A 26525-nucleotide genomic window follows, 5' to 3' on the forward strand; every position below is an offset into this window, starting at 1 on the left:
GAAAGATTATTTAGTCCAATTATTTGGAGAAAGAGGCTAAGCAGATGATTGATTTAAAAAGGAATCTTTTCAAAATTGATGTCCGGGCACAAAAGGATGAAGAGAAAGTTTTCATGCGTACGGCGTGCGAGTAGCCCCTTTCTGATTGAAAAATGGGGCTTTTTTAGGTACAATGAAGGTTAGATAAATAAGATGAGGTGACAAATTGCTTACAGTTTCTGATGTATCACTACGCTTTAGTGATCGAAAACTTTTTGATGATGTAAACATCAAATTCACAGCCGGTAATACTTACGGCTTAATCGGTGCCAATGGTGCCGGAAAATCAACTTTCCTTAAAATCCTTGCCGGAGATATTGAACCAAGTACTGGTCATATCTCTTTAGGTCCTGACGAACGCCTTTCTGTTCTTCGACAAAATCACTTTGACTATGAAGAAGAGCGTGCTATTGATGTTGTTATCATGGGAAATGAACAACTCTACAATATCATGAAAGAAAAAGATGCTATTTACATGAAAGCTGACTTTTCAGAAGAAGACGGGGTTCGTGCCGCTGAGCTGGAAGGTATCTTTGCTGAGTTAGGTGGCTGGGAGGCAGAAAGTGAAGCTTCTCAACTTCTCCAAAATCTAAATATTCCAGAAGACCTTCACTACCAAAATATGAGTGAACTGGCTAATGGAGATAAGGTGAAAGTCCTTCTTGCTAAAGCGCTCTTTGGTAAGCCTGACGTTCTATTACTTGACGAACCAACCAATGGTCTTGATATTCAATCTATTTCATGGTTGGAAGACTTCTTGATTGATTTTGAAAATACAGTCATCGTTGTTTCCCATGACCGTCACTTCTTGAATAAAGTATGTACTCACATGGCCGACCTTGACTTTGGTAAAATCAAACTCTTTGTGGGTAACTACGATTTCTGGAAACAATCTTCTGAACTGGCAGCTCGTTTACAAGCTGACCGCAATGCTAAAGCAGAAGAGAAAATCAAAGAATTACAAGAATTCGTTGCCCGTTTCTCAGCTAACGCCTCTAAATCAAAACAAGCAACCTCTCGTAAAAAAATGCTTGATAAGATTGAATTAGAAGAAATTGTTCCCTCAAGCCGTAAATACCCATTTATTAATTTTAAAGCAGAGCGCGAAATGGGGAATGACTTTCTCACTGTTGAAAATCTTTCTGTAACGATTGATGGAGAGAAAATCATTGATAATATCAGTTTCATTTTACGTCCAGGTGACAAAGCTGCTATTATTGGTCAAAACGATATTCAGACAACTGCTCTTATGCGTGCTTTAGCAGATGATATTGACTACGAAGGAACCATTAAATGGGGAGTGACAACAAGTCGTTCTTACTTGCCAAAAGACAATTCAAAAGATTTTGCAACAGATGATTCCATCCTTGAATGGTTACGACAATTCGCCTCAAAAGGTGAAGATGATGATACCTTTTTACGTGGTTTCCTAGGACGTATGCTTTTCTCTGGAGACGAAGTTAAAAAATCTGTTAACGTTCTTTCCGGTGGCGAAAAAGTGCGTGTCATGCTTTCTAAGTTGATGCTATTGAAATCAAACGTTCTTATTCTTGATGACCCAACTAATCACTTAGATTTGGAATCTATTTCAAGCCTTAATGATGGTATCAAAGACTTCAAAGAATCTGTTATTTTTGCCAGTCATGACCATGAATTTATTCAGACCATTGCTAACCATATCGTTGTGATTTCAAAAAATGGTGTTATTGACCGTATTGATGAAACCTATGACGAATTCCTTGACAATCCTGATGTTCAAGCCCGAGTTGCTGAACTTTGGAAATAAAACCTTATGATAAATGAGGTGGCTAAGAAGACTTCTTCCTAGCCACTTTTTTTAAAATGTTATTAATGAAAGATTGGTCAGCTTATGAAACATCGTCATAAATGGGCAATTGCTGGACTTGCTAGTTTTCTTTTACCAATTAGCATTATGTTTACTGTTCTTCTTTCAATGGGAATTTCTTATCAAGGAGAAAGAACTATTCTAGCAAGTGATGCCTTTCATCAATATGTTATTTTTGCTCAAAACCTTCGTAATATCCTTCACGGATCTGATAGTCTCTTTTATACATTTACCAGTGGACTAGGTTTGAATTTTTACGCTCTCATAAGCTATTACTTAGGGAGTTTCTTTTCTCCCTTGTATTTCTTTTTTGATTTAGCATCTATGCCTGATGCCATCTATCTCCTTACTGTATTAAAATTTGGATTTATGGGACTAACTGCCTGCTATGCGTTTCATAAACTCTATCCAAATATTAAGGCTTATCTGATCGTATCACTATCACTTTCTTATAGTTTAATGAGTTTTTTGACTAGTCAACTTGAACTCAATTCTTGGTTGGACGTTTTCATTCTTTTACCCTTGATTTTATTAGGACTAAATCAAATCATCCTAAAAAAGAAAACAGGTTTATATTACGTTTGTGTGAGTCTACTCTTTATTCAAAATTACTACTTTGGCTATATGGTTGCTATTTTCTCCTCCTTATATGCCTTTGTTTGTCTTTTGAAACTCAATAGTTTCAAAAAAGGTTTAGTTGCTTTTTTAAGGTTTACAACAGTGTCAATCATGGCAGCCTTAACAAGTGCTGTTATGCTACTTCCTACCTATTTGGATTTATCAAGTTATGGAGAAACGTTCTCCCCTGTAAAACAACTCATAACTACCAATGCTTGGTATTTCGACCTCCCTGCAAAACTCTCATTAGGAGCTTATGACACGACTAAGTTCAATGCTCTTCCTATGATTTATGTCGGCTTGTTTCCTTTGTTACTTGCAGTGATTTTCTTTACCTTGTCAAGTGTTCCTCTAAAAATCAAATCAGCCTATGCAACACTCTTAGTCACTATTGTGTCAAGCTTTTATTTACAACCACTAGATCTCTTTTGGCAAGGCATGCACGCACCTAATATGTTCTTACATCGTTATGCTTGGACCTTCCCAGTAACGCTTCTTTTGTTAGCATGTGAGGCCTTAACCAGGCAAATAGAATTTTCAAAAATAAAAATAAGTATTGCTTTTATGTTTCTAGTCTTAATACTAGCGACATCCTACCTGACAGCACACCGATATGATTTTTTGACACCAAGTTTCTTTTTACTTAGTTTAGCTTTTCTAGTAGCCTATACCATATGCCTACTTGCTTTTCAGTCTCGCCAAATTCCTGTAGGTTTTTTACTTAGCTTTACACTATTTTTTACCATTCTAGAAGTTAGCTTAAATACGTATTACCAAACCCAAGGTATAAATAACGAGTGGGTATTTCCTACTAGACAAGGTTACCAGAATCAATTAAAAGATATTGACAGCATTGTTAACAATCTGTCAACCAAACGTCAACCTTTTTTTAGAATGGAAAGGTTATCCCCTCAAACAGGAAATGATAGCATGAAATACAATTATCATGGCATTTCTCAATTTTCATCTGTTCGAAATCGTCTATCTAGTTCCTTACTTGATCGTTTAGGTTTCCAGTCAAAAGGGACTAATTTGAACTTGAGGTACCAAAATAATACTCTCATTATGGATAGTTTACTTGGTATCAAGTATAACCTTAGTGAAAATTCTTTGGATAAATTTGGGTTTACAAAGGTTACTTCAAGCGGTTCCATGACTTTATATCAAAATCATCATAGTAGTCCTTTAGCAATATTAACAAAGGGAATTTACAAAGATGTCAACATAAGTGTCAATACACTTGACAATCAAACTAAGCTATTAAATCAATTAAGTGGGCAATCCCTAACTTACTTTCATCTTCAACCCTCTCAGCTGATTTCAGGTGCCAAACAATTCAATCAGCAAGTATCAGGACAGAGCAAGTCCTTGCAACAATCTACCGTCATTACTTATCAGGTAACTATTCCTGAACGTAGTCAGCTCTATGTAAGCATGCCAAATATTATTTTTTCAAATCCCAATGCCAAAGAAGTTCGTGTTAGTATCGATGGTAACTCATTCACCTACACTACAGATAATGCCTATTCCTTCTTTGACTTAGGTTATTTTGAACATGCTAAAGAAGCAAATCTTTCCTTTATTTTTCCAAAAAATAAACAAATCAGTTTTACAACTCCTCACTTTTATAGTCTATCTATCGATTCCTACCTTAAAGCTATCACCACTATCAATCAAAAAGAAGTCCACGTTTATACCAATAACAATAACGTTATTACTAATTACAATGCTAAGGAAGATGGCTCTCTCATCTTTACAATTCCTTATGACAAAGGATGGTCAGCTACAAAAAATGGTAAGCCTATTCCTATTACAAAAGCTCAAGGAGGATTCCTAACCGCTTCTATTCCTAAAGGAAAAGGTCAAGTCATTCTTACCTTTATTCCAAACGGATTTAAACTAGGCTTGATGCTGTCTCTTTTCGGAATAATCTCGTATCTTTTCCTAGTCTACTATCAAGTCAGAAAAAGAAAAGACAGGTGACAAACGAAAAGGTTCACTATCCTTAATGGGGAATAATCCAGCTAGTTTTATACTTACTCTTAACACATTAAAAAGCTGTTCAATAACGAACAGCTTTTTTGATGTCTATCACTTTCTTTTAATTCGTCATAAGTCACGTTCAGAAGCAATACAATACTCATCAGAGAAATAGTTGAAATAGGCTTTTAGTTTCTTTTCTTAGTTAAATAAAAAAATCCTAAGATAATCTTAGGAAATATCTTATCACTCCGGCAGTAGGACTCGAACCTACGACATCATGATTAACAGTCATGCGCTACTACCAACTGAGCTATGCCGGAAAAAGAAAAAAATTGCCTCAATGACAATTCTGATAGTCCGTACGGGATTCGAACCCGTGTTACCGCCGTGAAAAGGCGGTGTCTTAACCCCTTGACCAACGGACCAGAAGTTTTGGAGAAGTTCTCCTTAACACTCTTATTATTATACCAGATTGATTTTATTTGTCTACACTTTTTTCAAAAAAAATATAATTTTTTTCAGGAACCTTTTCTATTCTTAGTTTATTAGAAAAAAATAATCAGACTTAGTAGCCTCCTCAAAATTAGCATTGACAGTCTTAGCTGATTTTTGTTAAAATAAGGAAGTTAAGGTCTCATAGCTCAGCTGGATAGAGCATTCGCCTTCTAAGCGAACGGTCGCAGGTTCGAATCCTGCTGGGATCAAAAAACTAAGCACTGCTCAGCAGTGCTTTTTTCTTTATTTCGTTATCTTTAAGAGAATATCTTCTAAAGTTTCACATGAAACTTTAGTTATTTGTGATATGGGCTGCCCTGAGCTATCATAAAAGCGCGATAGATTTGCTCAATCAAAACCAGACGCATGAGTTGATGGGGTAAGGTTAATAATCCAAAACTCATTAAGACATTGGCTCTTTTTTTAATTCTAGGATCAAGTCCAAGACTTCCTCCAATAATAAACGTAATATCTGAGTATCCTTTAACAGTCGTTTCTGAGATGAGTTGACTAAATGTTTCGGAAGGAAATTGTTTTCCTTCAATAGCTAATACGACTACAAAATCACGCTGTCCAATTTTCTTTTCAATCCGCTGAGCTTCCTTTGCCATAATCATTTGGTTCTCAGCATCACTAGCTTTATCAGGTGTTTTTTCATCAGCTAATTCAATGACCTCAAATTGACAAAAACGAGAGAGTCTTTTTTGATATTCTGAAATGCCATCTTTAAGGTATTTTTCTTTTAGTTTTCCAACACATATAAGTTTTACTTTCATAACTTTATTGTATCATAGAAAAACCTTTTTACACAGTTTATCCACATGTTTATGACTTTTTTATCTTTTAAAAAGCCTGTATTATAGGCTTTTAATACCCTTATTTAAAAGTTTTCCACAAGTTGTGGATTACTTTTCTTTTTCCTTTTTTTAAGGTATAATTAAGCAAAGTTTTATAAGCTATGAGAAAATTATTCGGAGGTAAGGTCATGCCATCTATGAAACATATCTTAAAATCCTTAGGCATTTTACTCATTGGATTTTTTGGAGGATTGTTAGCAATTTTCACTTTTAATGCTACTCAACAGTCTTCCTCTACCTCACATACTGGTAGTGCGACGACGAGTAAGATGGTTTTTAATAATACTACTGACACAACAAAAGCGGTTAAAGTCGTTCAAAATGCAGTAGTATCAGTGATTAACTATCAAGCAGATCCTTCTTCATCTCTTTCAAATCCCTACACAAAACTCTTTGGAGAAAATCAAACAAGAGAAAATAAAGATGCCGACTTAGCAATTTTTAGTGAAGGTTCTGGTGTTATTTATCGAAAAGACGGTGATTCTGCATATGTTGTTACTAATAATCACGTCATTGACGGCGCAAAGCGAATTGAAATTCTTATGGCAGACGGTACCAAAGTCGTAGGGGAGTTAGTTGGAGCTGATACTTACTCTGACTTAGCGGTTGTTAAAATTGCCTCAGATAAAATTAAGACAGTTGCTGAATTTGCAGATTCTACTAAACTGAATGTCGGAGAAGTTGCTATCGCAATTGGTAGCCCATTAGGAACTCAGTATGCCAATTCTGTTACAGAAGGGATTGTTTCTAGTCTCAGTCGTACCGTCACCTTAAAAAATGAAGATGGGGAAACTGTTTCAACAAATGCCATTCAAACTGATGCTGCGATCAATCCCGGAAATTCTGGTGGTCCGCTCATCAATATTGAAGGACAGGTTATTGGTATCAATTCAAGTAAAATTTCTTCTACCCCAACAGGAAGCAACGGCAATAGTGGAGCGGTTGAAGGTATCGGTTTTGCTATTCCATCCAGTGATGTCATTAAAATCATTAAGCAATTAGAAACCAATGGTGAGGTTATCAGACCTGCCCTTGGAATCTCTATGGTTAATCTAAATGATTTATCAACGAATGCTCTCAGTCAAATTAATATCCCTACTGGGGTGACGGGTGGTATTGTGGTCGCTTCTGTTCAAGATGGAATGCCAGCTAGTGGTAAACTTGGCCAGTACGACGTTATTACTGAAATTGATGGTAAAGCCGTCAACTCAATCAGTGATCTTCAAAGCAACCTATACGGCCATGACATTAACGATACCATCAAGGTAACCTTTTATAGAGGGACAACCAAGAAAAAAGCAGATATTACCTTAACTAAAACAACCCAGGATTTGACCAAAAAGCAGTAACTAGATTATTTATGGAAAATGTCATTGCTAGATGTTATGAAACCAAGTAAAGCAGTCCTTAGGGCTGTTTTACATTGGCATAAAAAAACTAGCTACCATTCATTGAAAGGATTTTATGACTGAACTATTGAAATCTATTCCAATTGAAGATATCGTAGCCAATCCCTATCAACCAAGGCTGCTGTTTAATCAAAAGGAACTAGAAGATTTGGCTAATTCAATCAAGGCAAATGGACTTATTCAACCTATTATTGTTCGAAAATCTGACATCTTTGGTTATGAATTAGTTGCAGGAGAACGACGCTTTAAGGCTTCTAAAATGGCTGGGCTAACAAAGGTACCTGCTATTGTCAAAAACATGTCCTCTCTGGAAAGTATGCAACAAGCTATCGTAGAAAATTTACAACGGGCTGATTTAAATCCCATTGAAGAAGCAAAAGCTTATCAGCTACTGATTGAAAAAAATCAAATGACGCATGAAGAGATTGCTAAATATATGGGAAAATCAAGACCTTATATTAGCAATACTTTACGCCTACTGCAACTTCCGCAAACAATTAGTAAAGCAGTAGAAGAAGGAGACATTAGTGCAGGACACGCGCGTGCTCTTCTCACACTAACCGACGAAAAGGAACAGTTAGTTTACGCTAATAGAATCAAAAATGAAGGGTTAAGTGTACGACAAATTGAGCATATGGTAACTCCAAAACTCAAAACCACCCCTACCCCAAAAAATAAAAATATTTTTATCACTTCTTTAGAAGATCAGCTAGCCCAATCTCTAGGGCTACCAGCCAAAATCAAATTGAAATCAACTCAGAGTGGTCAATTGCTGTTACCATTTGCTAATCAAGAGGAATTAAACAGAATTATCAACAAGTTGCTTTAGCTTGTTGATAGTCTGTTTTTTTATTTCTACTTTTCCACAGTCTATTAGAAGCCTCTTCTCTTTATTGTCAAAGGTTTTTATTATTTCCACAGGCTGTGGAAAACTTTAGTTAACAGTGTGAATTACCTTTCCACAACTTGTGGGTAACTATAACTATTCTTTCAGGTTTTGTGGAAAACTGACTGGATTTGTGTTAAAATAGTCCTAGAATTATCCACAAGAAGGAACCTAGTATGACTGAAAATGAACAAATTTTTTGGAATCGGGTCTTGGAATTAGCTCAGAGCCAATTAAAACAGGCAACGTATGAATTTTTTGTGCATGATGCACGCTTATTAAAAGTTGAGAATCATGTGGCAACGATTTACTTAGATCAAATGAAAGAACTCTTTTGGGAAAAGAACCTTAAAGATGTTATTCTGACAGCTGGTTTTGAAGTTTATAATGCTCAAATTGCCGTTGACTATGTTTTTGAAGAAGATCTGATAATTGACCAAAATCAAATCCCAAATAGCCAAAACTACAATCAGCAAGTAATAACTCCTTTACCTGCTGTTACCTCAGACCTAAATCCCAAATATAGTTTTGAAAACTTTATTCAGGGTGATGAAAATCGTTGGGCTGTAGCTGCTTCTATAGCAGTAGCTAATACACCAGGAACAACCTATAACCCTTTGTTTATCTGGGGAGGGCCTGGACTAGGAAAAACCCATTTGTTAAATGCCATTGGAAACTCTGTGCTATTAGAAAATCCCAATGCCCGTATAAAGTACATCACCGCTGAAAATTTCATTAATGAATTTGTGATTCATATTCGTTTAGACACTATGGACGAATTAAAAGAAAAGTTCCGTAATCTCGATTTACTGCTTATTGATGATATCCAATCGCTGGCGAAGAAAACATTATCTGGAACACAAGAAGAGTTCTTTAATACTTTTAATGCTCTTCATAACAATAATAAACAAATCGTTCTAACCAGTGACCGCACACCAGATCACCTTAATGATTTAGAAGATCGATTGGTAACCCGTTTCAAATGGGGCTTAACCGTTAATATTACGCCTCCAGATTTTGAAACTCGAGTAGCTATCTTAACGAATAAAATTCAGGAATATAATTTTATTTTCCCTCAAGATACTATTGAATATCTAGCTGGCCAATTCGATTCCAATGTGAGAGATTTGGAAGGCGCCTTAAAAGACATTAGTTTGGTTGCTAATTTTAAGCAAATTGATACCATTACGGTTGACGTTGCTGCAGAAGCTATTCGTGCCAGAAAACAAGATGGACCTAAAATGACGGTCATTCCAATTGAAGAAATTCAAACGCAGGTTGGAAAATTCTATGACGTCACTGTCAAAGAAATTAAGGCAACTAAACGTACGCAAGATATTGTGTTAGCAAGACAAGTCGCTATGTTTTTAGCACGTGAAATGACAGACAATAGCCTTCCAAAAATTGGTAAGGAATTTGGTGGTAGGGATCATTCCACTGTACTTCATGCCTACAATAAAATCAAAAATATGATTAGCCAGGATGAAAGCCTTCGTATTGAAATTGAAACCATCAAAAATAAAATTAAGTAGCTTGTGGACAAGTTCTATTTTTAGTGACGAGTTATCCACAAGTTGTGAACAGTCTTCTTTCCTTATCCCTACTAGATAAATCAGACTTATCCACGTCATACACAAGACCTACTACTACTACTAATTATTATACTTATCAATAAAGGAGTCCTCATGATTCAATTTTCCATAAATCGTACCCTTTTCATTCAAGCTTTAAATGCCACTAAACGTGCTATTAGCAGTAAAAATGCCATTCCTGTTCTTTCTACCATTAAGATTGACGTTAGTTCATCTGATATCACTTTAACAGGTTCAAATGGACAAATTTCCATTGAAAATACCATTCCTGTAAGCAATGAAAATGCTGGACTATTAATCACATCTCCAGGGTCTATTCTTCTGGAAGCAAATTTCTTTATCAATATTATTTCTAGTTTGCCAGATGTTAGTTTGGATTTTAAAGAAATTGAACAACATCAAGTTGTTTTAACCAGTGGTAAATCAGAAATTACCTTAAAAGGAAAAGATGTTGATCAATACCCTCGGTTACAAGAAGTATCAACAGAAAATCCTTTGATCTTAAAAACAAAATTATTAAAGTCTATTATTGCTGAAACAGCTTTTGCAGCCAGTTTACAAGAAAGTCGTCCTATCTTAACAGGAGTTCATATTGTATTAAGTAACCATAAAGATTTTAAAGCCGTAGCAACTGACTCTCATCGTATGAGCCAACGTTTAATCACTTTGGATAATACTTCAGCAGATTTTGATGTGGTTATTCCAAGTAAATCTTTAAGAGAATTTTCAGCAGTATTTACAGATGATATTGAGACTGTTGAGGTATTTTTCTCACCAAGCCAAATCTTGTTCAGAAGTGAACATATTTCTTTCTATACACGTCTCTTGGAAGGGAATTATCCCGATACAGACCGTTTGTTAATGACACAATTTGAGACAGAGGTTGTTTTCAATACCCAATCTCTTCGCCACGCTATGGAACGTGCTTTCTTGATTTCGAACGCTACTCAAAATGGTACCGTTAAACTTGAAATTGCTCAAAATCATATTTCAGCTCATGTTAACTCACCGGAAGTTGGTAAAGTAAACGAAGATTTGGATATTGTTAGTCAATCTGGTAGTGATTTAACTATTAGTTTCAACCCAACTTACCTTATTGAATCTCTCAAGGCTATCAAAAGTGAAACGGTTAAAATTCATTTCTTGTCACCAGTACGACCATTTACCTTGACACCAGGTGATGATGAAGAAAGCTTTATCCAGTTAATCACACCAGTCCGTACCAACTAAAAAGAAAAGGCTCCCTTTTAGGAGCTTTTTTTGTTATCATAAATGATAAAGATAATAAGAGTGAGGAAAAAAGATGTATCAAATTGGATCACTTGTTGAAATGAAAAAACCGCACGCCTGTGTGATTAAAGAGACTGGTAAAAAGGCTAATCAATGGAAAGTGCTTAGAGTAGGAGCTGATATTAAAATTCAATGCACTAACTGTCAGCATATCATTATGATGAGCCGTTACGACTTTGACCGAAAACTAAAAAAAGTTCTGCAACTTTAGAAATATTGATTTAGTAGGCTTTCTTATACATCTTGCAACCAATACTTGCCTAAATAATTGCTAGTATGCCTTTGGAAAATCAGGTATTCTAATGTTATCGAAAGAAGAAAGGTGATCATAGAAAATGACAAAAGTTGCAGAACAATTAAAGCAATTACGAGTGAAACATCAATTATCTCAAGATGCTCTGGCAGAACAGTTATTTATTTCTCGGCAAGCCATATCAAAATGGGAAAATGGAGATACAACACCAGATTTGGATAATTTGGTCAGGTTAACTGAAATTTTTGATGTGAGCTTAGATGAACTTGTTTTAGCTAAACCACATGAAGTTAAAGTTGAACGCATTTATGAAAACAAACCGCTTGATCTACAAAAATACAATAAGCTCTATTGGTTTATTTTTCGAAATATTATTCTGTCTCTACTAATTATTTTAGCTATATTAACTATCTTAGAAGTTTTAGGGATACCTTTTGTTTCTAATTGGTTAATTTAAAGAAAAGTTGAAGAGTGATATGATGCTAAGCGAACCTGAAATTTTCTTATCATCATACCGCTTTTTTCGTTTATTTTCTGTTATAATAGTTGTGATTGAAATTTTGAATGGAGACTTATTAAAATGGCTTTAACAGCAGGTATTGTGGGCTTACCTAATGTTGGTAAATCAACTTTATTTAATGCAATTACAAAAGCAGGGGCAGAAGCTGCTAACTATCCTTTTGCAACGATTGATCCTAATGTTGGGATGGTAGAGGTACCAGATGAACGTCTGCAAAAATTGACAGAGTTGATTACGCCTAAAAAAACCGTTCCAACAACCTTTGAGTTTACTGATATTGCGGGTATTGTTAAAGGAGCTTCTAAAGGAGAAGGTTTAGGTAATAAATTCTTGGCCAATATCCGTGAAGTAGATGCTATCGTACATGTCGTTCGTGCTTTTGATGATGAAAATGTTATGCGTGAACAAGGTCGTGAGGATGCTTTCGTGGATCCAATGGCTGATATTGATACTATCAACCTTGAATTGATTTTGGCTGATTTAGAGTCTATTAATAAGCGTTATGCGCGTGTGGAAAAAATGGCTCGTACCCAAAAAGATAAGGATTCCGTGGCAGAATTTGCCGTTCTTGAAAAAATCAAACCTGTCTTAGAAGATGGTAAATCTGCTCGGACAATTGAGTTTACTGAAGAAGAGCAACGTGTTGTCAAACAGTTATTCTTATTGACAACAAAACCTGTTCTTTATGTGGCGAATGTTGATGAAGATAAAGTTGCTGATCCAGATGATATTGACTATGTGAAACAAATTCGTGAGTTTGCAGCTACTGAAAATGCAGAAGTAGTGGTGATTTCAGCGCGTGCAGAGGAAGAAATTTCAGAGCTTGAGGATGAAGATAAAGCAGAATTCTTAGAAGCTATTGGTTTGACAGAGTCTGGTGTTGATAAATTAACACGTGCTGCCTACCACTTACTTGGGCTAGGCACCTATTTTACAGCAGGTGAAAAAGAAGTTAGGGCGTGGACATTTAAACGTGGTATTAAAGCGCCGCAGGCTGCTGGTATTATTCATTCTGACTTCGAAAGAGGATTTATCCGTGCAGTAACCATGTCTTATGACGATTTAATGACCTACGGTTCAGAAAAAGCTGTCAAAGAAGCTGGGCGCTTGCGTGAAGAAGGAAAAGAGTACATCGTCCAAGATGGTGATATCATGGAGTTTCGATTTAACGTTTAAAAATAATAAGATAATGTCAGAAGGTTGGAATAACATTCCAGCCCTTTTGGCATTTTAGGAAAGAGAAAAGATGGTTAAAATGATTGTTGGTCTGGGAAATCCAGGCTCAAAATACGAAAAAACAAAGCATAATATTGGATTTATGGCAGTTGACAAAATTGTCAATGAACTTGACGTCACCTTTACAGAAGACAAAAATTTTAAAGCACAAATAGGCAGTGCATTTATTAATCATGAAAAAATTTATTTTGTGAAGCCAACAACCTTTATGAATAATAGTGGTGTTGCCGTAAAGGCGTTATTAACTTATTATAATATTGCCATAGAAGATTTGATTGTTATCTATGACGACTTGGATATGGAAGTTGGAAAATTGCGTTTACGTGCTAAAGGTTCGGCTGGTGGACACAATGGCATTAAATCAATTATTGCTCATCTTGGGACGCAGGAGTTTGACCGAATTAAAGTTGGTATTGGACGACCATTAAAAGGGATGACAGTGATTAACCATGTTATGGGACATTTCAGTACAGAAGATAATATTGTCATTGCGTTAACTCTTGACAAAGTTGTCAATGCTGTAAACTTCTATTTACAAGAAAATAACTTTGAAAAAACAATGCAGAAATTTAATGGGTAATCATGAATATTTTAGAATTATTTAGTCAGAATAAGAAAATCCAGGCCTGGCACTCCGGATTAGCGTCCTTAGACAGGCAGCTAGTTATGGGATTATCTGGGTCAAGTAAAGCATTAGCAATGGCTTCTGCTTTTTTGGACTCCCAAGAAAAAATAGTTGTGATGACATCAACTCAAAATGAAGTGGAAAAATTAGCCAGCGATTTATCAAGCCTACTTGGAGAAGAATTAGTCTATCAATTTTTTGCAGACGATGTGGCAGCAGCAGAATTTATCTTTGCTTCGATGGATAAAGCTTTATCAAGGATAGAGGCATTGCAATTTTTAATAAATCCTAAAGCACGAGGAATTCTGATTGTCAGTCTATCAGGTTTAAGGACCTTACTTCCCAATCCTGACGTTTTTGCCAAGAGTCACATTAAGTTAAAAGTAGGAGAAGATTATGACAGTGATGCTCTTACCAAACAATTGATGACAATTGGCTATCAGAAGGTTTCACAAGTCATTAGTCCGGGAGAATTTAGCCGTCGAGGGGATATTTTAGATATCTATGAGATGACACAAGAATTACCTTATCGTTTGGAGTTTTTTGGGGATGATATTGATGGAATTAGGCACTTTCATCCAGAAACTCAAAAGTCCTTTGAACAATTAGAAGAACTTTTGATTCATCCGGCTAGTGATCTTATTTTTGAAACGAGTGATTTTCAACGTGGCAGTCAGCAATTAGAAAAAGCGCTACAAATAGCACAAGATGATAAAAAAGCCTATTTGGAAGATCTCCTGTCTGTTTCAAAAGATGGTTTTAAACATAAGGATATCCGTAAATTTCAATCGTTATTTTATGAAAAAGAGTGGTCATTATTAGATTATATTCCCAAAGGGACACCACTATTTTTTGATGATTTTCAAAAAATAGTAGATAAAAATGCAAGATTCGATTTAGAGATTGCTAATCTCTTGACAGAAGACTTACAGCAAGGGGAGGCTCTTTCTAATCTTAACTACTTTGCAGATAATTATCGTGAGTTTCGTCATTATACGCCAGCAACCTTCTTTTCAAATTTTCATAAGGGACTTGGAAATATCAAATTTGATCAAATGCATCAGCTAACTCAATATGCAATGCAGGAATTTTTTAATCAATTTCCTTTATTGATTGATGAGATTAAACGGTATCAAAAAAATCAAACAACCGTTATTGTGCAGGTAGAGTCTCAGCATGCTTACGAACGACTAGAAAAATCTTTTCAAGATTACCAATTTCATCTTCCTTTAGTGAGTGCTAATCAAATTGTTTCACGTGAATCACAAATTGTAATTGGAGAAATCTCCAGTGGTTTTTATTTTGCTGATGACAAGTTAGCGTTGATCACAGAGCATGAAATTTATCATAAAAAAATCAAACGACGCGCCAGACGAACTAATATTAGTAATGCTGAGCGCTTGAAAGATTACAATGAGCTAGCAGCAGGTGATTATGTGGTTCATAATGTCCATGGTATCGGTCGCTTCCTTGGGATTGAAACGATTCAGATTCAAGGAATTCATCGAGATTATGTAACCATTCAATATCAAAATTCAGACCGTATTTCTCTTCCAGTTGATCAAATTAGTAGCTTGTCAAAATACGTTTCTGCTGATGGAAAAGAGCCCAAAGTCAACAAACTGAATGACGGTCGTTTCCAAAAGACAAAGCAAAAAGTTGCAAAACAAGTAGAGGATATCGCTGATGATCTTTTAGCATTATACGCAGAAAGAAGTCAGCAAAAAGGTTTTCAGTTTTCACCAGATGATGACTTACAACGGTCTTTTGATGATGATTTTGCTTTTGTGGAAACAGAGGATCAAATGAGATCTATCAACGAAATTAAAGCTGATATGGAAAGTATGCAACCGATGGATCGTCTTTTAGTAGGTGATGTAGGATTTGGTAAGACAGAAGTAGCTATGAGGGCAGCCTTTAAAGCGGTGAATGACCACAAACAAGTAGCTGTCCTCGTTCCAACTACAGTCTTAGCTCAACAGCATTATGAAAACTTTAAGGCTCGCTTTGAAAATTACCCTGTTGAGGTGGACGTTCTAAGTCGCTTCCGTAGTAAAAAAGAGCAAGCTCAAACACTAGAACGTGTCCGGAAAGGACAAATTGACATTATTATTGGAACCCATCGACTCCTATCAAAAGATGTGGTCTTTTCTGATTTAGGGTTAATTGTGATTGATGAAGAGCAACGGTTCGGTGTCAAGCATAAAGAAACTTTAAAGGAATTAAAAACTAAGGTTGACGTCTTAACCTTAACAGCCACTCCGATTCCTAGAACCTTACACATGTCTATGTTAGGTATCCGAGATTTATCGGTTATTGAGACTCCGCCGACCAACAGATATCCTGTTCAAACTTATGTATTAGAAAACAATCCTGGTCTAGTAAGGGAAGCTATTATCCGAGAAATGGATCGTGGAGGACAAGTTTTTTATGTTTACAACAAAGTTGACACCATCGACAAGAAGGTGTCAGAACTACAAGAATTAGTTCCAGAAGCTTCTATTGGGTTTGTCCATGGGCAAATGAGTGAAATTCAACTTGAAAATACCTTGATTGATTTTATCAACGGTGATTATGATGTCCTTGTGGCTACAACAATTATTGAAACAGGGGTTGATATTTCTAATGTAAACACTCTGTTTGTGGAGAATGCTGACCATATGGGATTGTCAACATTGTATCAACTGAGGGGGCGCGTCGGAAGAAGTAATCGTATTGCTTATGCTTACCTGATGTATCGTCCTGATAAGGTCCTAACAGAGGTTTCTGAAAAGCGTTTAGAGGCTATTAAAGGCTTTACTGAATTAGGTTCAGGCTTCAAGATTGCTATGCGAGATTTATCTATACGAGGAGCAGGTAATATTTTAGGGGCTTCTCAGAGTGGCTTTATTGATTCGGTCGGCTTTGAAATGTATTCTCAGTTATTGGAACAGGCTATTGCTAGCAAGCAAGGAAAAACGACTGTTCGTCAAAAAGGCAATACTGAAATCAATCTTCAGATTGACGCCTATTTGCCAGATGATTACATATCAGATGAGCGTCAAAAAATTGACATTTACAAGCGTATTCGAGAAATTCAATCAAGAGAAGATTATCTCAATTTGCAGGATGAGCTGATAGATCGTTTTGGAGAGTATCCTGATCAAGTTGCCTATTTGTTAGAAATAGGCCTGCTAAAACATTATATGGACAACGCCTTTGCGGAATTAGTTGAACGCAAAAATAATCAGGTCATTGTTCGATTTGAAGTCACTTCTTTAACTTATTTCTTAACTCAGGATTATTTCGAAGCCTTATCGAAAACCCATCTTAAAGCTAAAATTAGTGAACATCAGGGGAAAATCGATATTGTCTTCGATGTTCGCCACCAAAAAGACTATACCATCTTAGAAGAATTGATGTTATTTGGAGAAAGCCTTAGTGAGATTAAATTCAGAAAAACAGCCTCAACCTCTTAAGCAAGCAAGTCTTTTGATAGTGGTTAGTGGCTTAGTATCAAAAATTTTAGCTGCTACCTACCGTATCCCTTACCAAAATCTGGTAGGAGACAGAGGTTTTTACGCTTATCAGCAAATATATCCTTTTTTGGCCATTATTTCAGCCCTTAGCTTGAATGCTTTGCCTAATCTTATCGCCAGTATGGCACAAAAGAAAGATGAAGATCAACTCACGGTTTTTATGACTTTGCAGTTTATGATGAGTTTTGGATGTTTCCTCATTCTTTTTCTGGGGCATCAGCAACTTGCTGAATGGATGGGAGCACCCAAATTAGGAACAGCTATTTCTTTGACGAGTATTGCTCTATTAATGACTCCTTTTATCTCTTTTTATCGAGGGTTAGCACAAGCAGATCTAAATATGACACCAACTGCTATTAGTCAAATGCTTGAGCAAATTATTAGGGTAATCATTATTGTGGCATCGGCTGTTTGCTATCTCGTTTTTGATTGGACTATTTATACAACTGCTAACGTTGCTGCGAGTGGAAATGTGATTGCTAGCTTTACTGCTCTAGGGTATTTAGCAAAAAAGAGTTCTTTTTCAATCAAACCATACGTGAGAAAGTTTTCCTTACCTTTAAGAGCATATCATCAGCTAGGTTTATCTAGTTTGGTCTTTATTCTCTTTTCCATCTACTTATTGCTATTTCAATTAGTGGATGCTCTTTTTATTAAAAATAGTCTCGTTTCTGCGGGGTATTCCAACCAATTAGCTGAAATTACTAAGGGTATTTTTGATAGAGGGCAGCCACTTGTTCAATTTGGATTGATTTTTTCAACGGCTTTTTTCACAATTTATTTGCCCAAATTAACTCATCTCCATCAGCAAAAACAGCAGATGTATGATCAACTAAGTCAAGATTTTCTAGCTTTTATCTTTTACTTTAACGTAACGTTAACGGCTGGCTTTATAAGTATTTTACATCTTATGAATCGTGTTTTATTTGAAGATAATAAGGGCTGGGAGGCACTAGCTTACTACATTATTACGATTAATCTTATAAGTTTGATTCAATTTTTTTATCAAAAATGTTTTATTGAAAATCGTGTGCGCCACTCCCTGATTATGTTATTAGTTGGCTTGTCTTGCAAATTAGGATTAACGCCTGTATTAACTTATCATTATGGAATTTTAGGAAGTTCTCTGTCCACGGTAATTCCTTTAGGATTGGTGTTTATTTGTTATGCCTATACAATACCAATGAGTTGGAATTGTGCTAAAAATGGTAAATTTTGGCTCACATTAACATTAATGATTGGTTTCGTGTTGACATGTCAGGTCATGCTTCCTATAGAGGGAAGATTAGGTAGTTTTATCAGTATTGTTCTGTCATCAGCTGTTGGTGTCATCAGTTTTATAATGATTTGCTGGCGATACAAAGTATTCGATGAGAAAATATGGTCTTTTCTACCATTTAAGAAATAAAAATGATAGAATGGAAGAGATTGTGGGGTAAATAATGAGATTAGATAAATTTTTAAAAGTATCACGTATTATTAAACGTCGTCCTGTTGCTAAAGAAGTTGCTGATAAAGGACGGATTAAAGTTAATGGAGTTCTTGCTAAAAGTTCAACTGATTTAAAACTCAATGATCACATTGAAATCCGATTTGGAAATAAACTCTTAACCGTAAGAGTACTTGAGATGAAAGATAGCACTAAAAAAGAAGACGCTCTCAGTATGTATGAGATCATCAGTGAAACAAGGATAGAAGCTAATGAAGAAGCCTAGCATTGTTCAACTAAATAATCACTATATTAACGAGGAAAACCTAAAAAAACGGTTCGAAGAAGAAGAAATTCAAAAACGCAATCGTTTTATGGGGTGGATTCTTGTAAGTATGATGTTTTTATTTATTTTGCCAACTTATAATCTTGTCAAAAGCTATGTAGATTTTGAAAAACAAAATCAGCAAGTGATTAAATTACAAAAAGAATATGAAGCATTGGAAAAGAATACAAAGAGTGAGAAAAAGTTAGCTGAGCAACTTAAAAATGACGATTTTGTTAAAAAGTATGCTAGAGCTAAGTATTACCTATCACGAGAAGGGGAAGTTATTTACCCCGTGCCAGGGCTATTACCGAAATAATGATGAATGATATTATTACCAAAATAGAAACATTTCTTGCTTACTCTGATGAGAAATTAGCAGAATTGGAAAAAGAAAATCAACGTCTTAAAGAAGACAACCAATATACAGAAACAGATTAGAAAGGAGCCAACATGAAAAAATTATTAGCAGCTATGTTAATGACCTTTTTCTTGACTCCTTTGACCGTTATTAGCACAGAAAAAACAGGACAATTTTCTAAAGCAACTATTTACCAATTGCGTCAAGATATTGTTCAATCAACCAGCTACTATAATCAGCTTCCTGTTAATCCTAACCTTTATCAAGAAACACAAACTTATAAAGACGCTGAGCTAACTTTACCAGCGACAACCCTAGGACCTAATCATAAGTTAGATATCAAGTCTCTTGTGATAAATGAACAAGCAAAACCAATTTTTGAACTTGCAGATGGTACTTACCTTGAAGCGAATCGCGAAGTAGTTTATGAGGATATAGTTATGAGTCAAGTAGACGCCGATCTCTTTTTTTGGACACAAAAACAAGTGACTCTCTACTCTGAACCCTATGTGTCAGGCACTAAGGCAATTCCATCTCCATTTACCTTTGCCCAAAAAGTTCATGCTAGTCAAATGGCACAAACCGAACATGGGATTTATTACCTAATTGATCAGAAAGGTTGGGTATCACAAGAGGATCTATCTCGTTTTGATAACCGTATGCAAAAGGTCCAAGAGATGCTGTTACAAAAATACAATAATGCAAATTATTCTATCTTTGTTAAACAACTTGATACGCAGGCAAGTGCTGGAATTAATGCAGATAAAGAAATGTATGCAGCTAGTATTGCAAAGTTAGCCCCTCTTTATAGTGTTCAAAAACAACTTCAAGAAAAGAAAGTGACAGAAAACAAACTTCTCAGATATATCGATGATGTGAATCATTTTTATGGGGATTACGATCCATCTGGAAGTGGTAAAATTAGTAAAAAAGCTGATAAAGAAGACTATAAAGTTAGCACCTTATTGAAAGCTGTTGCTCAAAATTCAGATAATGTTGCCACCAATATTTTAGGATATTATTTATGCCATCAGTATGACCAAGCTTTTCAAACAGAAATAAAAGCCTTGTCAGGAAGTAACTGGGATATGGAAAAACGATTCTTATCTTCTCGTGCAGCAGCTAATGTGATGGAAGCTATTTACTATCAAAAGGGACACATTATTTCTTATCTTTCCGATACTGACTTTGATCAACAACGCATTTCAAAAAATATTACTGTTCCTGTGGCCCACAAAATTGGTGATGCCTATGATTACAAGCATGATGTTGCCATCATTTATGGTGATACTCCTTTTGTCTTATCTATCTTTACAGATAAAGCAACCTATGATGACATCACAGCTATTGCAGATGATGTTTATGCTATTTTAAAATGACAACATATCAAGAAATTTATAACGAGATAAAAAAACAAGCCTATTTCGACAATCATCGGCGTGTTTTAATAGCTGTATCTGGTGGAGTAGATTCAATGAATTTGCTGCACTTTTTGCATTTATTTCAAGAAGATTTACAAATCAGTATTGGGATTGCTCACATTAATCATAAGCAGAGACTTGAGTCGGAAATAGAAGAGGATTATTTACGGCAGTGGGCAAACAATCATAGTGTTCCTATTTACATTTCCCATTTTGAAGGAACTTTTTCTGAAAAAGCTGCGCGTGATTGGCGTTATCATTTTTGTCGAAAAATCATGCAAAATGAACAATATTCTGCTCTAGTGACAGCACACCATCTAGATGATCAAGCAGAAACAGTTCTAATGCGACTTATAAGAGGAAGTAGGTTAAGGCACTTATCAGGTATAAAACCTGTTCAACCATTTGGAAATGGGCAACTGATACGACCATTTTTACCTTTTTCAAAAGATGACTTGCCTAATATTTTTCATTTCGAAGATACTTCAAACGAAGAAACAACTGTTTTTAGGAACCGAGTGAGAAATCAGTACTTACCTTTACTGGAGAAAGAAAACCCGCAACTTGTACAAAGCCTTAGTCAATTAGCAATAGAAAATCAACTACTTTTTCAAGCGTTTACAGAGTTGACAACAAAAATAACGATCACTCATTTAGCAGAGTTTAGAGCACAAACTGCTTCGGTGCAGTATTTTTTATTACAAGATTATTTGGAAAACTTTCCAGACTTACAGTTGAAAAAATCTCAATTTAACCAACTATTACACTTACTTCAAAAAGCAAATCAAGGAAATTATCCCTTAAAAAACGGCTACTATCTTTTGATAAATCAGTCATCATTCAATATCACGAAAATCATTCCTGAGACTGAGTTTCTCAACGATCAAAAAGTGATAAAATACGAGAACGCTATCTGGTACCGTAACCATCATTTTTTATTCACGACAGAAGATTTGGCACATAAAGACCAAAAAAGTATTCCCATATATAGTTTGTCACCCATTATCCTACGACATCGTCAAGCCGGTGACCGTCTTTCTTTTGGTAATTTCTCAAAAAAACTAAGACGACTTTTTATAGATGATAAACTAAGCATAGCTGAACGGCAAAATGCTATTGTAGGAGAACAAGATGGAGAGATTATTTTTGTATTAGTCGGTGATAAAACTTATTTGAGAAAAGCTTGTAAACATGATATAATGTTGGCTAAACTGTATATTGATAAATTAGAAAAAAGGTGACAGCATGCTTGAGCAAGATATTCAAAAAATTCTTTACTCTGAAGAACAAATTATCCAAAAAACAAAAGAACTTGGCGAACAACTTACAAAAGATTACCAGGGTAAAAATCCTTTGATGGTCGGTGTCTTAAAAGGGTCCGTTCCTTTTATGGCTGAATTAATGAAACATATTGATACTCATGTCGAAATTGATTTTATGGTAGTTTCAAGTTACCATGGTGGCACCTCTAGTAGTGGGGAAGTGAAAATCTTAAAAGATGTGGATACCAATATTGAAGGAAGAGACATTATCTTTATCGAAGATATTATCGATACTGGGCGTACTCTAAAATATTTACGCGATATGTTTAAATATCGTAAAGCCAATACGATTAAAATTGCAACACTCTTTGATAAACCTGAAGGGCGTGTTGTTGACATTGAAGCGGACTATATTTGTTATAATGTCCCAAATGAATTTATTGTTGGTTTTGGCTTAGACTATGCTGAAAATTATCGTAACCTTCCTTATGTAGGTGTGTTAAAAGAAGAAGTCTATTCGAAATAGAAAAAGGTTAATGATTACTATATGAAAAATAATAAAAATAATGGTTTTGTCAAAAACTCCTTTATCTATATTTTAATGATTATTGTTGTTATCACAGGATTTCAATTTTATCTTAAAGGAACAAGCACACAAAGCCAACAGATTAGTTATTCAAAATTAATCAAACATCTTAAAGCTGGTGATATCAAATCTTTAAGTTACCAACCCAGTGGCAGCATTATCGAAGTAAAAGGAAAATATGAGAAAGCTCAAAAAGTCTCTGTTGACCCAGGTCTCTCTTTTTTAGGGGGCGATGCGTCAGCCCAAGTGACAGAGTTTTCGTCTTTGGTTCTCCCAAGTGATTCCATTTTAAAAGAAATGACTTCGGCTGCTGATAAAAACGGAACAGAAATCACAGTCAAACAAGAAAGTTCAAGTGGGACTTGGATTACCTTTTTGATGAGTTTTCTCCCAATTGTTATCTTTGCCGCTTTCATGATGATGATGATGAACCAAGGTGGTGGCGGAGCTCGTGGAGCCATGAGTTTTGGTAAAAACAAAGCTAAATCTCAATCAAAAGGTGATGTCAAAGTAAGATTTACAGACGTTGCAGGTGCTGAAGAGGAAAAACAAGAGTTAGTGGAAGTTGTTGACTTCTTGAAAAATCCTAAGAAATATAAAGCATTGGGAGCGCGTATTCCGGCAGGTGTCCTCTTAGAGGGCCCTCCAGGGACAGGTAAGACTTTACTCGCTAAAGCAGTTGCTGGTGAAGCGGGAGTTCCGTTCTTTAGCATTTCAGGTTCAGACTTTGTTGAAATGTTCGTTGGTGTCGGAGCTAGTCGTGTGCGTTCTTTGTTTGAAGATGCCAAAAAAGCTGAACGTGCTATTATCTTTATCGATGAAATTGATGCTGTTGGTCGTCGCCGTGGCGCTGGTATGGGCGGTGGTAACGATGAGAGAGAACAAACCCTCAACCAATTACTGATTGAAATGGATGGTTTTGAGGGCAATGAAAACATTATTGTTATTGCCGCAACTAACCGTAGTGATGTTTTAGATCCTGCTTTGTTAAGACCAGGACGCTTTGACCGTAAAGTATTAGTTGGTAGACCTGATGTAAAAGGTCGTGAAGCTATTTTACGTGTTCATGCTAAAAATAAACCTCTTGCAGATGATGTTAATCTAAAAGTGGTTGCTCAGCAAACACCAGGATTCGTTGGTGCTGATCTTGAAAATGTATTGAATGAGGCTGCTCTTGTAGCTGCTCGTCGAAACAAAGTGAAGATTGATGCCAGCGATATTGATGAAGCAGAAGACCGCGTTATTGCTGGGCCTTCTAAGAAAGACCGCACGATCTCACAAAGAGAAAGAGAAATGGTGGCTTACCATGAAGCTGGGCACACTATCGTTGGTTTAGTACTATCTAATGCGCGTGTAGTCCATAAAGTAACCATTGTTCCTCGTGGACGAGCTGGTGGTTACATGATTGCCCTTCCTAAAGAAGATCAAATGCTCTTATCAAAAGATGATTTAAAAGAGCAATTAGCTGGTCTTATGGGTGGTCGTGTCGCTGAAGAAATTATTTTTAATGCGCAGACAACAGGTGCTTCAAATGACTTTGAACAAGCTACTCAAATGGCAAGAGCGATGGTTACAGAGTATGGAATGAGTGACAAACTTGGCCCGGTTCAATATGAGGGTAACCATGCTATGATGCCAGGCCAGTTGTCTCCTGAAAAATCTTACTCTGCTCAAACAGCACAAATGATCGATGATGAAGTACGTGAACTCTTAAATCAAGCGCGTAATCAAGCAGCAGACATCATTAAAGAAAATCGTGAAACTCATAAATTGATTGCAGAAGCACTCCTTAAATATGAAACTTTGGATGCTGCACAAATTAAATCCATTTATGAAACTGGTAAAATGCCAAATAATCCAGAAGATGATGATAAAGAAGTTCATGCTTTGTCTTATGATGAAATCAAAGATAAGATGACAGAGTCAGAAACAGAATCTGCCGATTAATAGGGTGAACTATCATAATAAAAAACTAAGTTCTAGATTTTCTAGACTTAGTTTTTTATTTAAGTGGGAGAGATTACCAGAAGTAAAATTTACAATCATTAGTAACTGTGATAAACTTAGTAAATAACTGTGTACTATATAGAAAGTGACAAGATGACTATTTTTCGAAAAAAACAGAAACATGCTAATATAACCGAAATGCATAGACACCTTAAAGTAACTGATTTAGTCTTTTTAGGTCTAGGATCAATGGTTGGTACAGGGATTTTTACCATTACAGGTATTAGTGCTGCTAATTATGCAGGACCAGCTTTGACAATTTCGATTGTTATTTCAGCAATTGCAATCGGCATTCTAGCCTTATTTTATGCAGAATTTGCATCACGAATTCCGTCAAATGGCGGAGCTTATAGTTATGTTTATGCAACTTTAGGGGAATTTCCGGCTTGGATTGTAGGCTGGTACATTATTATGGAATTCCTAACGGCAGTATCCAGCGTTGCAGTTGGATGGGGAAGTTATTTAAAAGGTTTACTAGCTAACTATGGAATAGCTTTACCAACTCCTCTAAATGGAACATTTGATCCTAAAAATGGGACCTATATAGACCTTCTTCCTGTATTGGTAATGATTTTTGTAACAGGCATCGTTTTAATGAACTCCAAAGCAGCGTTAAGATTCAATAGCTTTTTAGTGCTCTTGAAATTTTCAGCTCTTGCTTTATTTATTGTTGTAGGCCTCTTCTTTATAAATGGCGAAAATTGGAACAACTTTGCTCCATATGGCTTAGGTCAAATTTACGGAGGTCAATCAGGTATATTTGCAGGAGCTTCTGTCATGTTCTTTGCTTTCCTGGGGTTTGAATCTATTTCAATGACAGTTGATGAAGTGAAAGAACCACAAAAAACAATCCCAAAAGGAATTGTTTTATCCTTGACTATTGTTACAATATTGTATATTGTTGTCACAATGATTCTGACTGGTATTGTCCATTATACCCGATTAAATGTACCAGATGCTGTCGCTTTTGCTTTACGTAGTATAGGCCTTTATTGGGCGGCAGATTATGTCTCTATCGTTGCTATTTTAACGCTTATTACGGTATGTATTTCGATGACCTATGCCCTAGCTAGAACGGTTTATAGTATAAGTAGAGATGGATTGTTACCAAAATCTCTTTATTCCCTTACTGAAAAAAGTAAGGTTCCTAAAAATGCGACTATCTTAGTGGGAGTACTTGCGATGATTTGTGCTGGTTTATTTCCATTAGCGAGTCTCGCAGAATTTGTTAACATTTGTACCCTAGCATATTTGGTAATAATGTCGATAGCAATTATTAGACTTAGGAAAATTGAAGGGAAGCCCAAAGTCGGAGAATTTAAAACGCCATTAATGCCATTTTTACCTCTATTAGCCATTGTCATTTGTGTTTCTTTTATGAGTCAATATATGGCTTTTACTTGGATTGCTTTTACGTTAACGACTGTAGTAGGAACGCTTGTTTATATTTTTTACGGCTATAAACATTCCAAAGAAAATAGTTAAGTGTTAAAAATAATCATTTAGACATACAGAATTCTAGAAGCGTTCTATGAGAAAAGATGAATTGTCCCAACTTATAGGGTGCTTTTACCTTTTATTATTATTGTTGTATGATGTAATACCCAGAATAAAAAACTTTCATGAGAAAATTACCTGTGTTATGTAACTTCAATAAAAATGTAAAAAAAGACATAAAAGTGCAAAAAAGAGTTGACATCAGGAGGATAAATATCGTATACTAATAAAGCTGTCGGCTGAGCAGACGTTGGCGACTGAAGTATTCGAAAAAAAGAGTAAAAAAGTTGTTGACAAAGTTAGTAAAAGTTGATAGAATAAAATAGTTGTCTCGAAAGAGGACAAGACCTTTGAGAACTGAATAAGACGAACCAAATGTGAGGGTGATATGGAGACATATTACCCGTCAAAAACGAGAAATAAATCTGTCAGCGACAGAAAGAACGAGTAAGTTCAAACAGATCTTAATG

At 35.7% G+C, this 26525-nt stretch carries 21 protein-coding genes and 3 tRNA genes; 21 read left to right on the forward strand and 3 right to left on the reverse strand.

What is annotated here, in order from left to right; genetic code table 11:
- Nucleotides 1–205 precede the first annotated feature (205 nt).
- Both ACYTR8_RS08425 and ACYTR8_RS08430 read left to right on the forward strand, forming a co-directional pair.
- Complete coding sequence (locus tag ACYTR8_RS08425) at nucleotides 206–1825, forward strand: ATP-binding cassette domain-containing protein (RefSeq protein WP_003055142.1); 1620 nt, start codon at nucleotides 206–208, stop codon at nucleotides 1823–1825.
- Between the two features lie 84 nt (nucleotides 1826–1909).
- Nucleotides 1910–4486, forward strand: a complete 2577-nt coding sequence (locus tag ACYTR8_RS08430; RefSeq protein ID WP_479642003.1) for a YfhO family protein — start codon at nucleotides 1910–1912, stop codon at nucleotides 4484–4486.
- 246 nt (nucleotides 4487–4732) lie between these two features.
- Here ACYTR8_RS08430 and ACYTR8_RS08435 read toward each other — a convergent pair.
- Both ACYTR8_RS08435 and ACYTR8_RS08440 read right to left on the reverse strand, forming a co-directional pair.
- Nucleotides 4733–4806, reverse strand: a tRNA-Asn gene (locus tag ACYTR8_RS08435).
- A 33-nt stretch (nucleotides 4807–4839) separates the two neighbouring features.
- Nucleotides 4840–4911, reverse strand: a tRNA-Glu gene (locus tag ACYTR8_RS08440).
- Nucleotides 4912–5116: 205 nt separating this feature from the next.
- On the opposite strand from ACYTR8_RS08440, the gene ACYTR8_RS08445 reads away from it, so the two are divergent.
- A tRNA-Arg gene (locus ACYTR8_RS08445) sits at nucleotides 5117–5190 on the forward strand.
- 87 nt (nucleotides 5191–5277) lie between these two features.
- Here ACYTR8_RS08445 and rlmH read toward each other — a convergent pair.
- The gene (gene rlmH, locus ACYTR8_RS08450) at nucleotides 5278–5757 is read right to left on the reverse strand and encodes a 23S rRNA (pseudouridine(1915)-N(3))-methyltransferase RlmH (RefSeq protein WP_129555129.1); all 480 of its coding nucleotides are present in this window, start codon (nucleotides 5755–5757) and stop codon (nucleotides 5278–5280) included.
- Between the two features lie 209 nt (nucleotides 5758–5966).
- Here rlmH and ACYTR8_RS08455 point away from each other — a divergent pair, with 209 nt between their 5' ends.
- From ACYTR8_RS08455 to ACYTR8_RS08540, 18 genes are all read left to right on the forward strand, one after another.
- Nucleotides 5967–7187: a S1C family serine protease gene (locus ACYTR8_RS08455; protein WP_269760842.1), complete on the forward strand. Its 1221-nt coding sequence runs from the start codon at nucleotides 5967–5969 to the stop codon at nucleotides 7185–7187.
- Between the two features lie 115 nt (nucleotides 7188–7302).
- Entirely contained in the window at nucleotides 7303–8076 is a 774-nt protein-coding gene (locus ACYTR8_RS08460) for a ParB/RepB/Spo0J family partition protein (protein WP_479640703.1), read from the forward strand.
- 233 nt (nucleotides 8077–8309) lie between these two features.
- A complete protein-coding gene (dnaA, locus tag ACYTR8_RS08465) occupies nucleotides 8310–9665 on the forward strand; it encodes a chromosomal replication initiator protein DnaA (protein ID WP_111714622.1) in 1356 nt (451 codons plus the stop codon).
- Nucleotides 9666–9818: 153 nt separating this feature from the next.
- Nucleotides 9819–10955 carry a DNA polymerase III subunit beta gene (gene dnaN / locus ACYTR8_RS08470; protein ID WP_111714625.1) on the forward strand — a complete coding sequence of 379 codons (1137 nt, stop codon included), beginning with the start codon at nucleotides 9819–9821 and terminating at the stop codon, nucleotides 10953–10955.
- Between the two features lie 73 nt (nucleotides 10956–11028).
- Nucleotides 11029–11226: a DUF951 domain-containing protein gene (locus ACYTR8_RS08475; protein ID WP_111714627.1), complete on the forward strand. Its 198-nt coding sequence runs from the start codon at nucleotides 11029–11031 to the stop codon at nucleotides 11224–11226.
- 124 nt (nucleotides 11227–11350) lie between these two features.
- Nucleotides 11351–11725 carry a helix-turn-helix domain-containing protein gene (locus ACYTR8_RS08480; RefSeq protein WP_269760843.1) on the forward strand — a complete coding sequence of 125 codons (375 nt, stop codon included), beginning with the start codon at nucleotides 11351–11353 and terminating at the stop codon, nucleotides 11723–11725.
- A gap of 123 nt (nucleotides 11726–11848) precedes the next feature.
- On the forward strand, nucleotides 11849–12964 hold the full coding sequence (gene ychF / locus ACYTR8_RS08485) for a redox-regulated ATPase YchF (protein WP_012766399.1): 1116 nt from the start codon (nucleotides 11849–11851) through the stop codon (nucleotides 12962–12964).
- Nucleotides 12965–13034: 70 nt separating this feature from the next.
- Nucleotides 13035–13604: an aminoacyl-tRNA hydrolase gene (gene pth / locus ACYTR8_RS08490; protein ID WP_479642004.1), complete on the forward strand. Its 570-nt coding sequence runs from the start codon at nucleotides 13035–13037 to the stop codon at nucleotides 13602–13604.
- 2 nt (nucleotides 13605–13606) lie between these two features.
- Nucleotides 13607–17107, forward strand: a complete 3501-nt coding sequence (gene mfd, locus ACYTR8_RS08495) for a transcription-repair coupling factor (protein ID WP_111714637.1) — start codon at nucleotides 13607–13609, stop codon at nucleotides 17105–17107.
- On the forward strand, nucleotides 17070–18575 hold the full coding sequence (locus ACYTR8_RS08500; protein WP_479642005.1) for an oligosaccharide flippase family protein: 1506 nt from the start codon (nucleotides 17070–17072) through the stop codon (nucleotides 18573–18575). The genes mfd and ACYTR8_RS08500 overlap by 38 nt, the downstream gene beginning before the upstream one ends.
- 34 nt (nucleotides 18576–18609) lie before the next feature.
- Nucleotides 18610–18882 (forward strand): RNA-binding S4 domain-containing protein, encoded by a 273-nt coding sequence (locus ACYTR8_RS08505; protein WP_003048986.1) that lies wholly within the window; start codon nucleotides 18610–18612, stop codon nucleotides 18880–18882.
- Entirely contained in the window at nucleotides 18869–19240 is a 372-nt protein-coding gene (locus tag ACYTR8_RS08510; RefSeq protein WP_003048988.1) for an FtsB family cell division protein, read from the forward strand. Before ACYTR8_RS08505 ends, ACYTR8_RS08510 begins: the two co-directional genes overlap by 14 nt.
- The gene (locus ACYTR8_RS08515) at nucleotides 19240–19362 is read left to right on the forward strand and encodes an SP_0009 family protein (protein ID WP_003054478.1); all 123 of its coding nucleotides are present in this window, start codon (nucleotides 19240–19242) and stop codon (nucleotides 19360–19362) included. Before ACYTR8_RS08510 ends, ACYTR8_RS08515 begins: the two co-directional genes overlap by 1 nt.
- Before the next feature lie 12 nt (nucleotides 19363–19374).
- Nucleotides 19375–20661 (forward strand): serine hydrolase, encoded by a 1287-nt coding sequence (locus ACYTR8_RS08520; protein ID WP_269760847.1) that lies wholly within the window; start codon nucleotides 19375–19377, stop codon nucleotides 20659–20661.
- A complete protein-coding gene (gene tilS, locus ACYTR8_RS08525; RefSeq protein ID WP_111714644.1) occupies nucleotides 20658–21944 on the forward strand; it encodes a tRNA lysidine(34) synthetase TilS in 1287 nt (428 codons plus the stop codon). The genes ACYTR8_RS08520 and tilS overlap by 4 nt, the downstream gene beginning before the upstream one ends.
- Before the next feature lie 4 nt (nucleotides 21945–21948).
- On the forward strand, nucleotides 21949–22491 hold the full coding sequence (gene hpt, locus ACYTR8_RS08530) for a hypoxanthine phosphoribosyltransferase (RefSeq protein ID WP_003049003.1): 543 nt from the start codon (nucleotides 21949–21951) through the stop codon (nucleotides 22489–22491).
- Between the two features lie 21 nt (nucleotides 22492–22512).
- The gene (gene ftsH / locus ACYTR8_RS08535; RefSeq protein WP_003054434.1) at nucleotides 22513–24498 is read left to right on the forward strand and encodes an ATP-dependent zinc metalloprotease FtsH; all 1986 of its coding nucleotides are present in this window, start codon (nucleotides 22513–22515) and stop codon (nucleotides 24496–24498) included.
- 153 nt (nucleotides 24499–24651) lie between these two features.
- Nucleotides 24652–26043 (forward strand): APC family permease, encoded by a 1392-nt coding sequence (locus ACYTR8_RS08540; protein WP_479642006.1) that lies wholly within the window; start codon nucleotides 24652–24654, stop codon nucleotides 26041–26043.
- Nucleotides 26044–26525 lie beyond the last annotated feature (482 nt).

This window comes from Streptococcus sp. F2 (genome assembly GCF_056500955.1).

Coding starts and splice junctions, on each gene's coding strand:
- ychF (WP_012766399.1), top strand. CDS start 11,849: ATGGCTTTAACAGCAGGTATTGTGGGCTTACCTAATGTTGGTAAATCA.
- ACYTR8_RS08475 (WP_111714627.1), top strand. CDS start 11,029: ATGTATCAAATTGGATCACTTGTTGAAATGAAAAAACCGCACGCCTGT.
- ACYTR8_RS08430 (WP_479642003.1), top strand. CDS start 1,910: ATGAAACATCGTCATAAATGGGCAATTGCTGGACTTGCTAGTTTTCTT.
- dnaN (WP_111714625.1), top strand. CDS start 9,819: ATGATTCAATTTTCCATAAATCGTACCCTTTTCATTCAAGCTTTAAAT.
- ACYTR8_RS08480 (WP_269760843.1), top strand. CDS start 11,351: ATGACAAAAGTTGCAGAACAATTAAAGCAATTACGAGTGAAACATCAA.
- tilS (WP_111714644.1), top strand. CDS start 20,658: ATGACAACATATCAAGAAATTTATAACGAGATAAAAAAACAAGCCTAT.
- ACYTR8_RS08520 (WP_269760847.1), top strand. CDS start 19,375: ATGAAAAAATTATTAGCAGCTATGTTAATGACCTTTTTCTTGACTCCT.
- ACYTR8_RS08505 (WP_003048986.1), top strand. CDS start 18,610: ATGAGATTAGATAAATTTTTAAAAGTATCACGTATTATTAAACGTCGT.
- ftsH (WP_003054434.1), top strand. CDS start 22,513: ATGAAAAATAATAAAAATAATGGTTTTGTCAAAAACTCCTTTATCTAT.
- rlmH (WP_129555129.1), bottom strand. CDS start 5,757: ATGAAAGTAAAACTTATATGTGTTGGAAAACTAAAAGAAAAATACCTT.
- ACYTR8_RS08540 (WP_479642006.1), top strand. CDS start 24,652: ATGACTATTTTTCGAAAAAAACAGAAACATGCTAATATAACCGAAATG.
- ACYTR8_RS08455 (WP_269760842.1), top strand. CDS start 5,967: ATGCCATCTATGAAACATATCTTAAAATCCTTAGGCATTTTACTCATT.
- ACYTR8_RS08510 (WP_003048988.1), top strand. CDS start 18,869: ATGAAGAAGCCTAGCATTGTTCAACTAAATAATCACTATATTAACGAG.
- mfd (WP_111714637.1), top strand. CDS start 13,607: ATGAATATTTTAGAATTATTTAGTCAGAATAAGAAAATCCAGGCCTGG.
- dnaA (WP_111714622.1), top strand. CDS start 8,310: ATGACTGAAAATGAACAAATTTTTTGGAATCGGGTCTTGGAATTAGCT.
- ACYTR8_RS08460 (WP_479640703.1), top strand. CDS start 7,303: ATGACTGAACTATTGAAATCTATTCCAATTGAAGATATCGTAGCCAAT.
- pth (WP_479642004.1), top strand. CDS start 13,035: ATGGTTAAAATGATTGTTGGTCTGGGAAATCCAGGCTCAAAATACGAA.
- ACYTR8_RS08515 (WP_003054478.1), top strand. CDS start 19,240: ATGATGAATGATATTATTACCAAAATAGAAACATTTCTTGCTTACTCT.
- hpt (WP_003049003.1), top strand. CDS start 21,949: ATGCTTGAGCAAGATATTCAAAAAATTCTTTACTCTGAAGAACAAATT.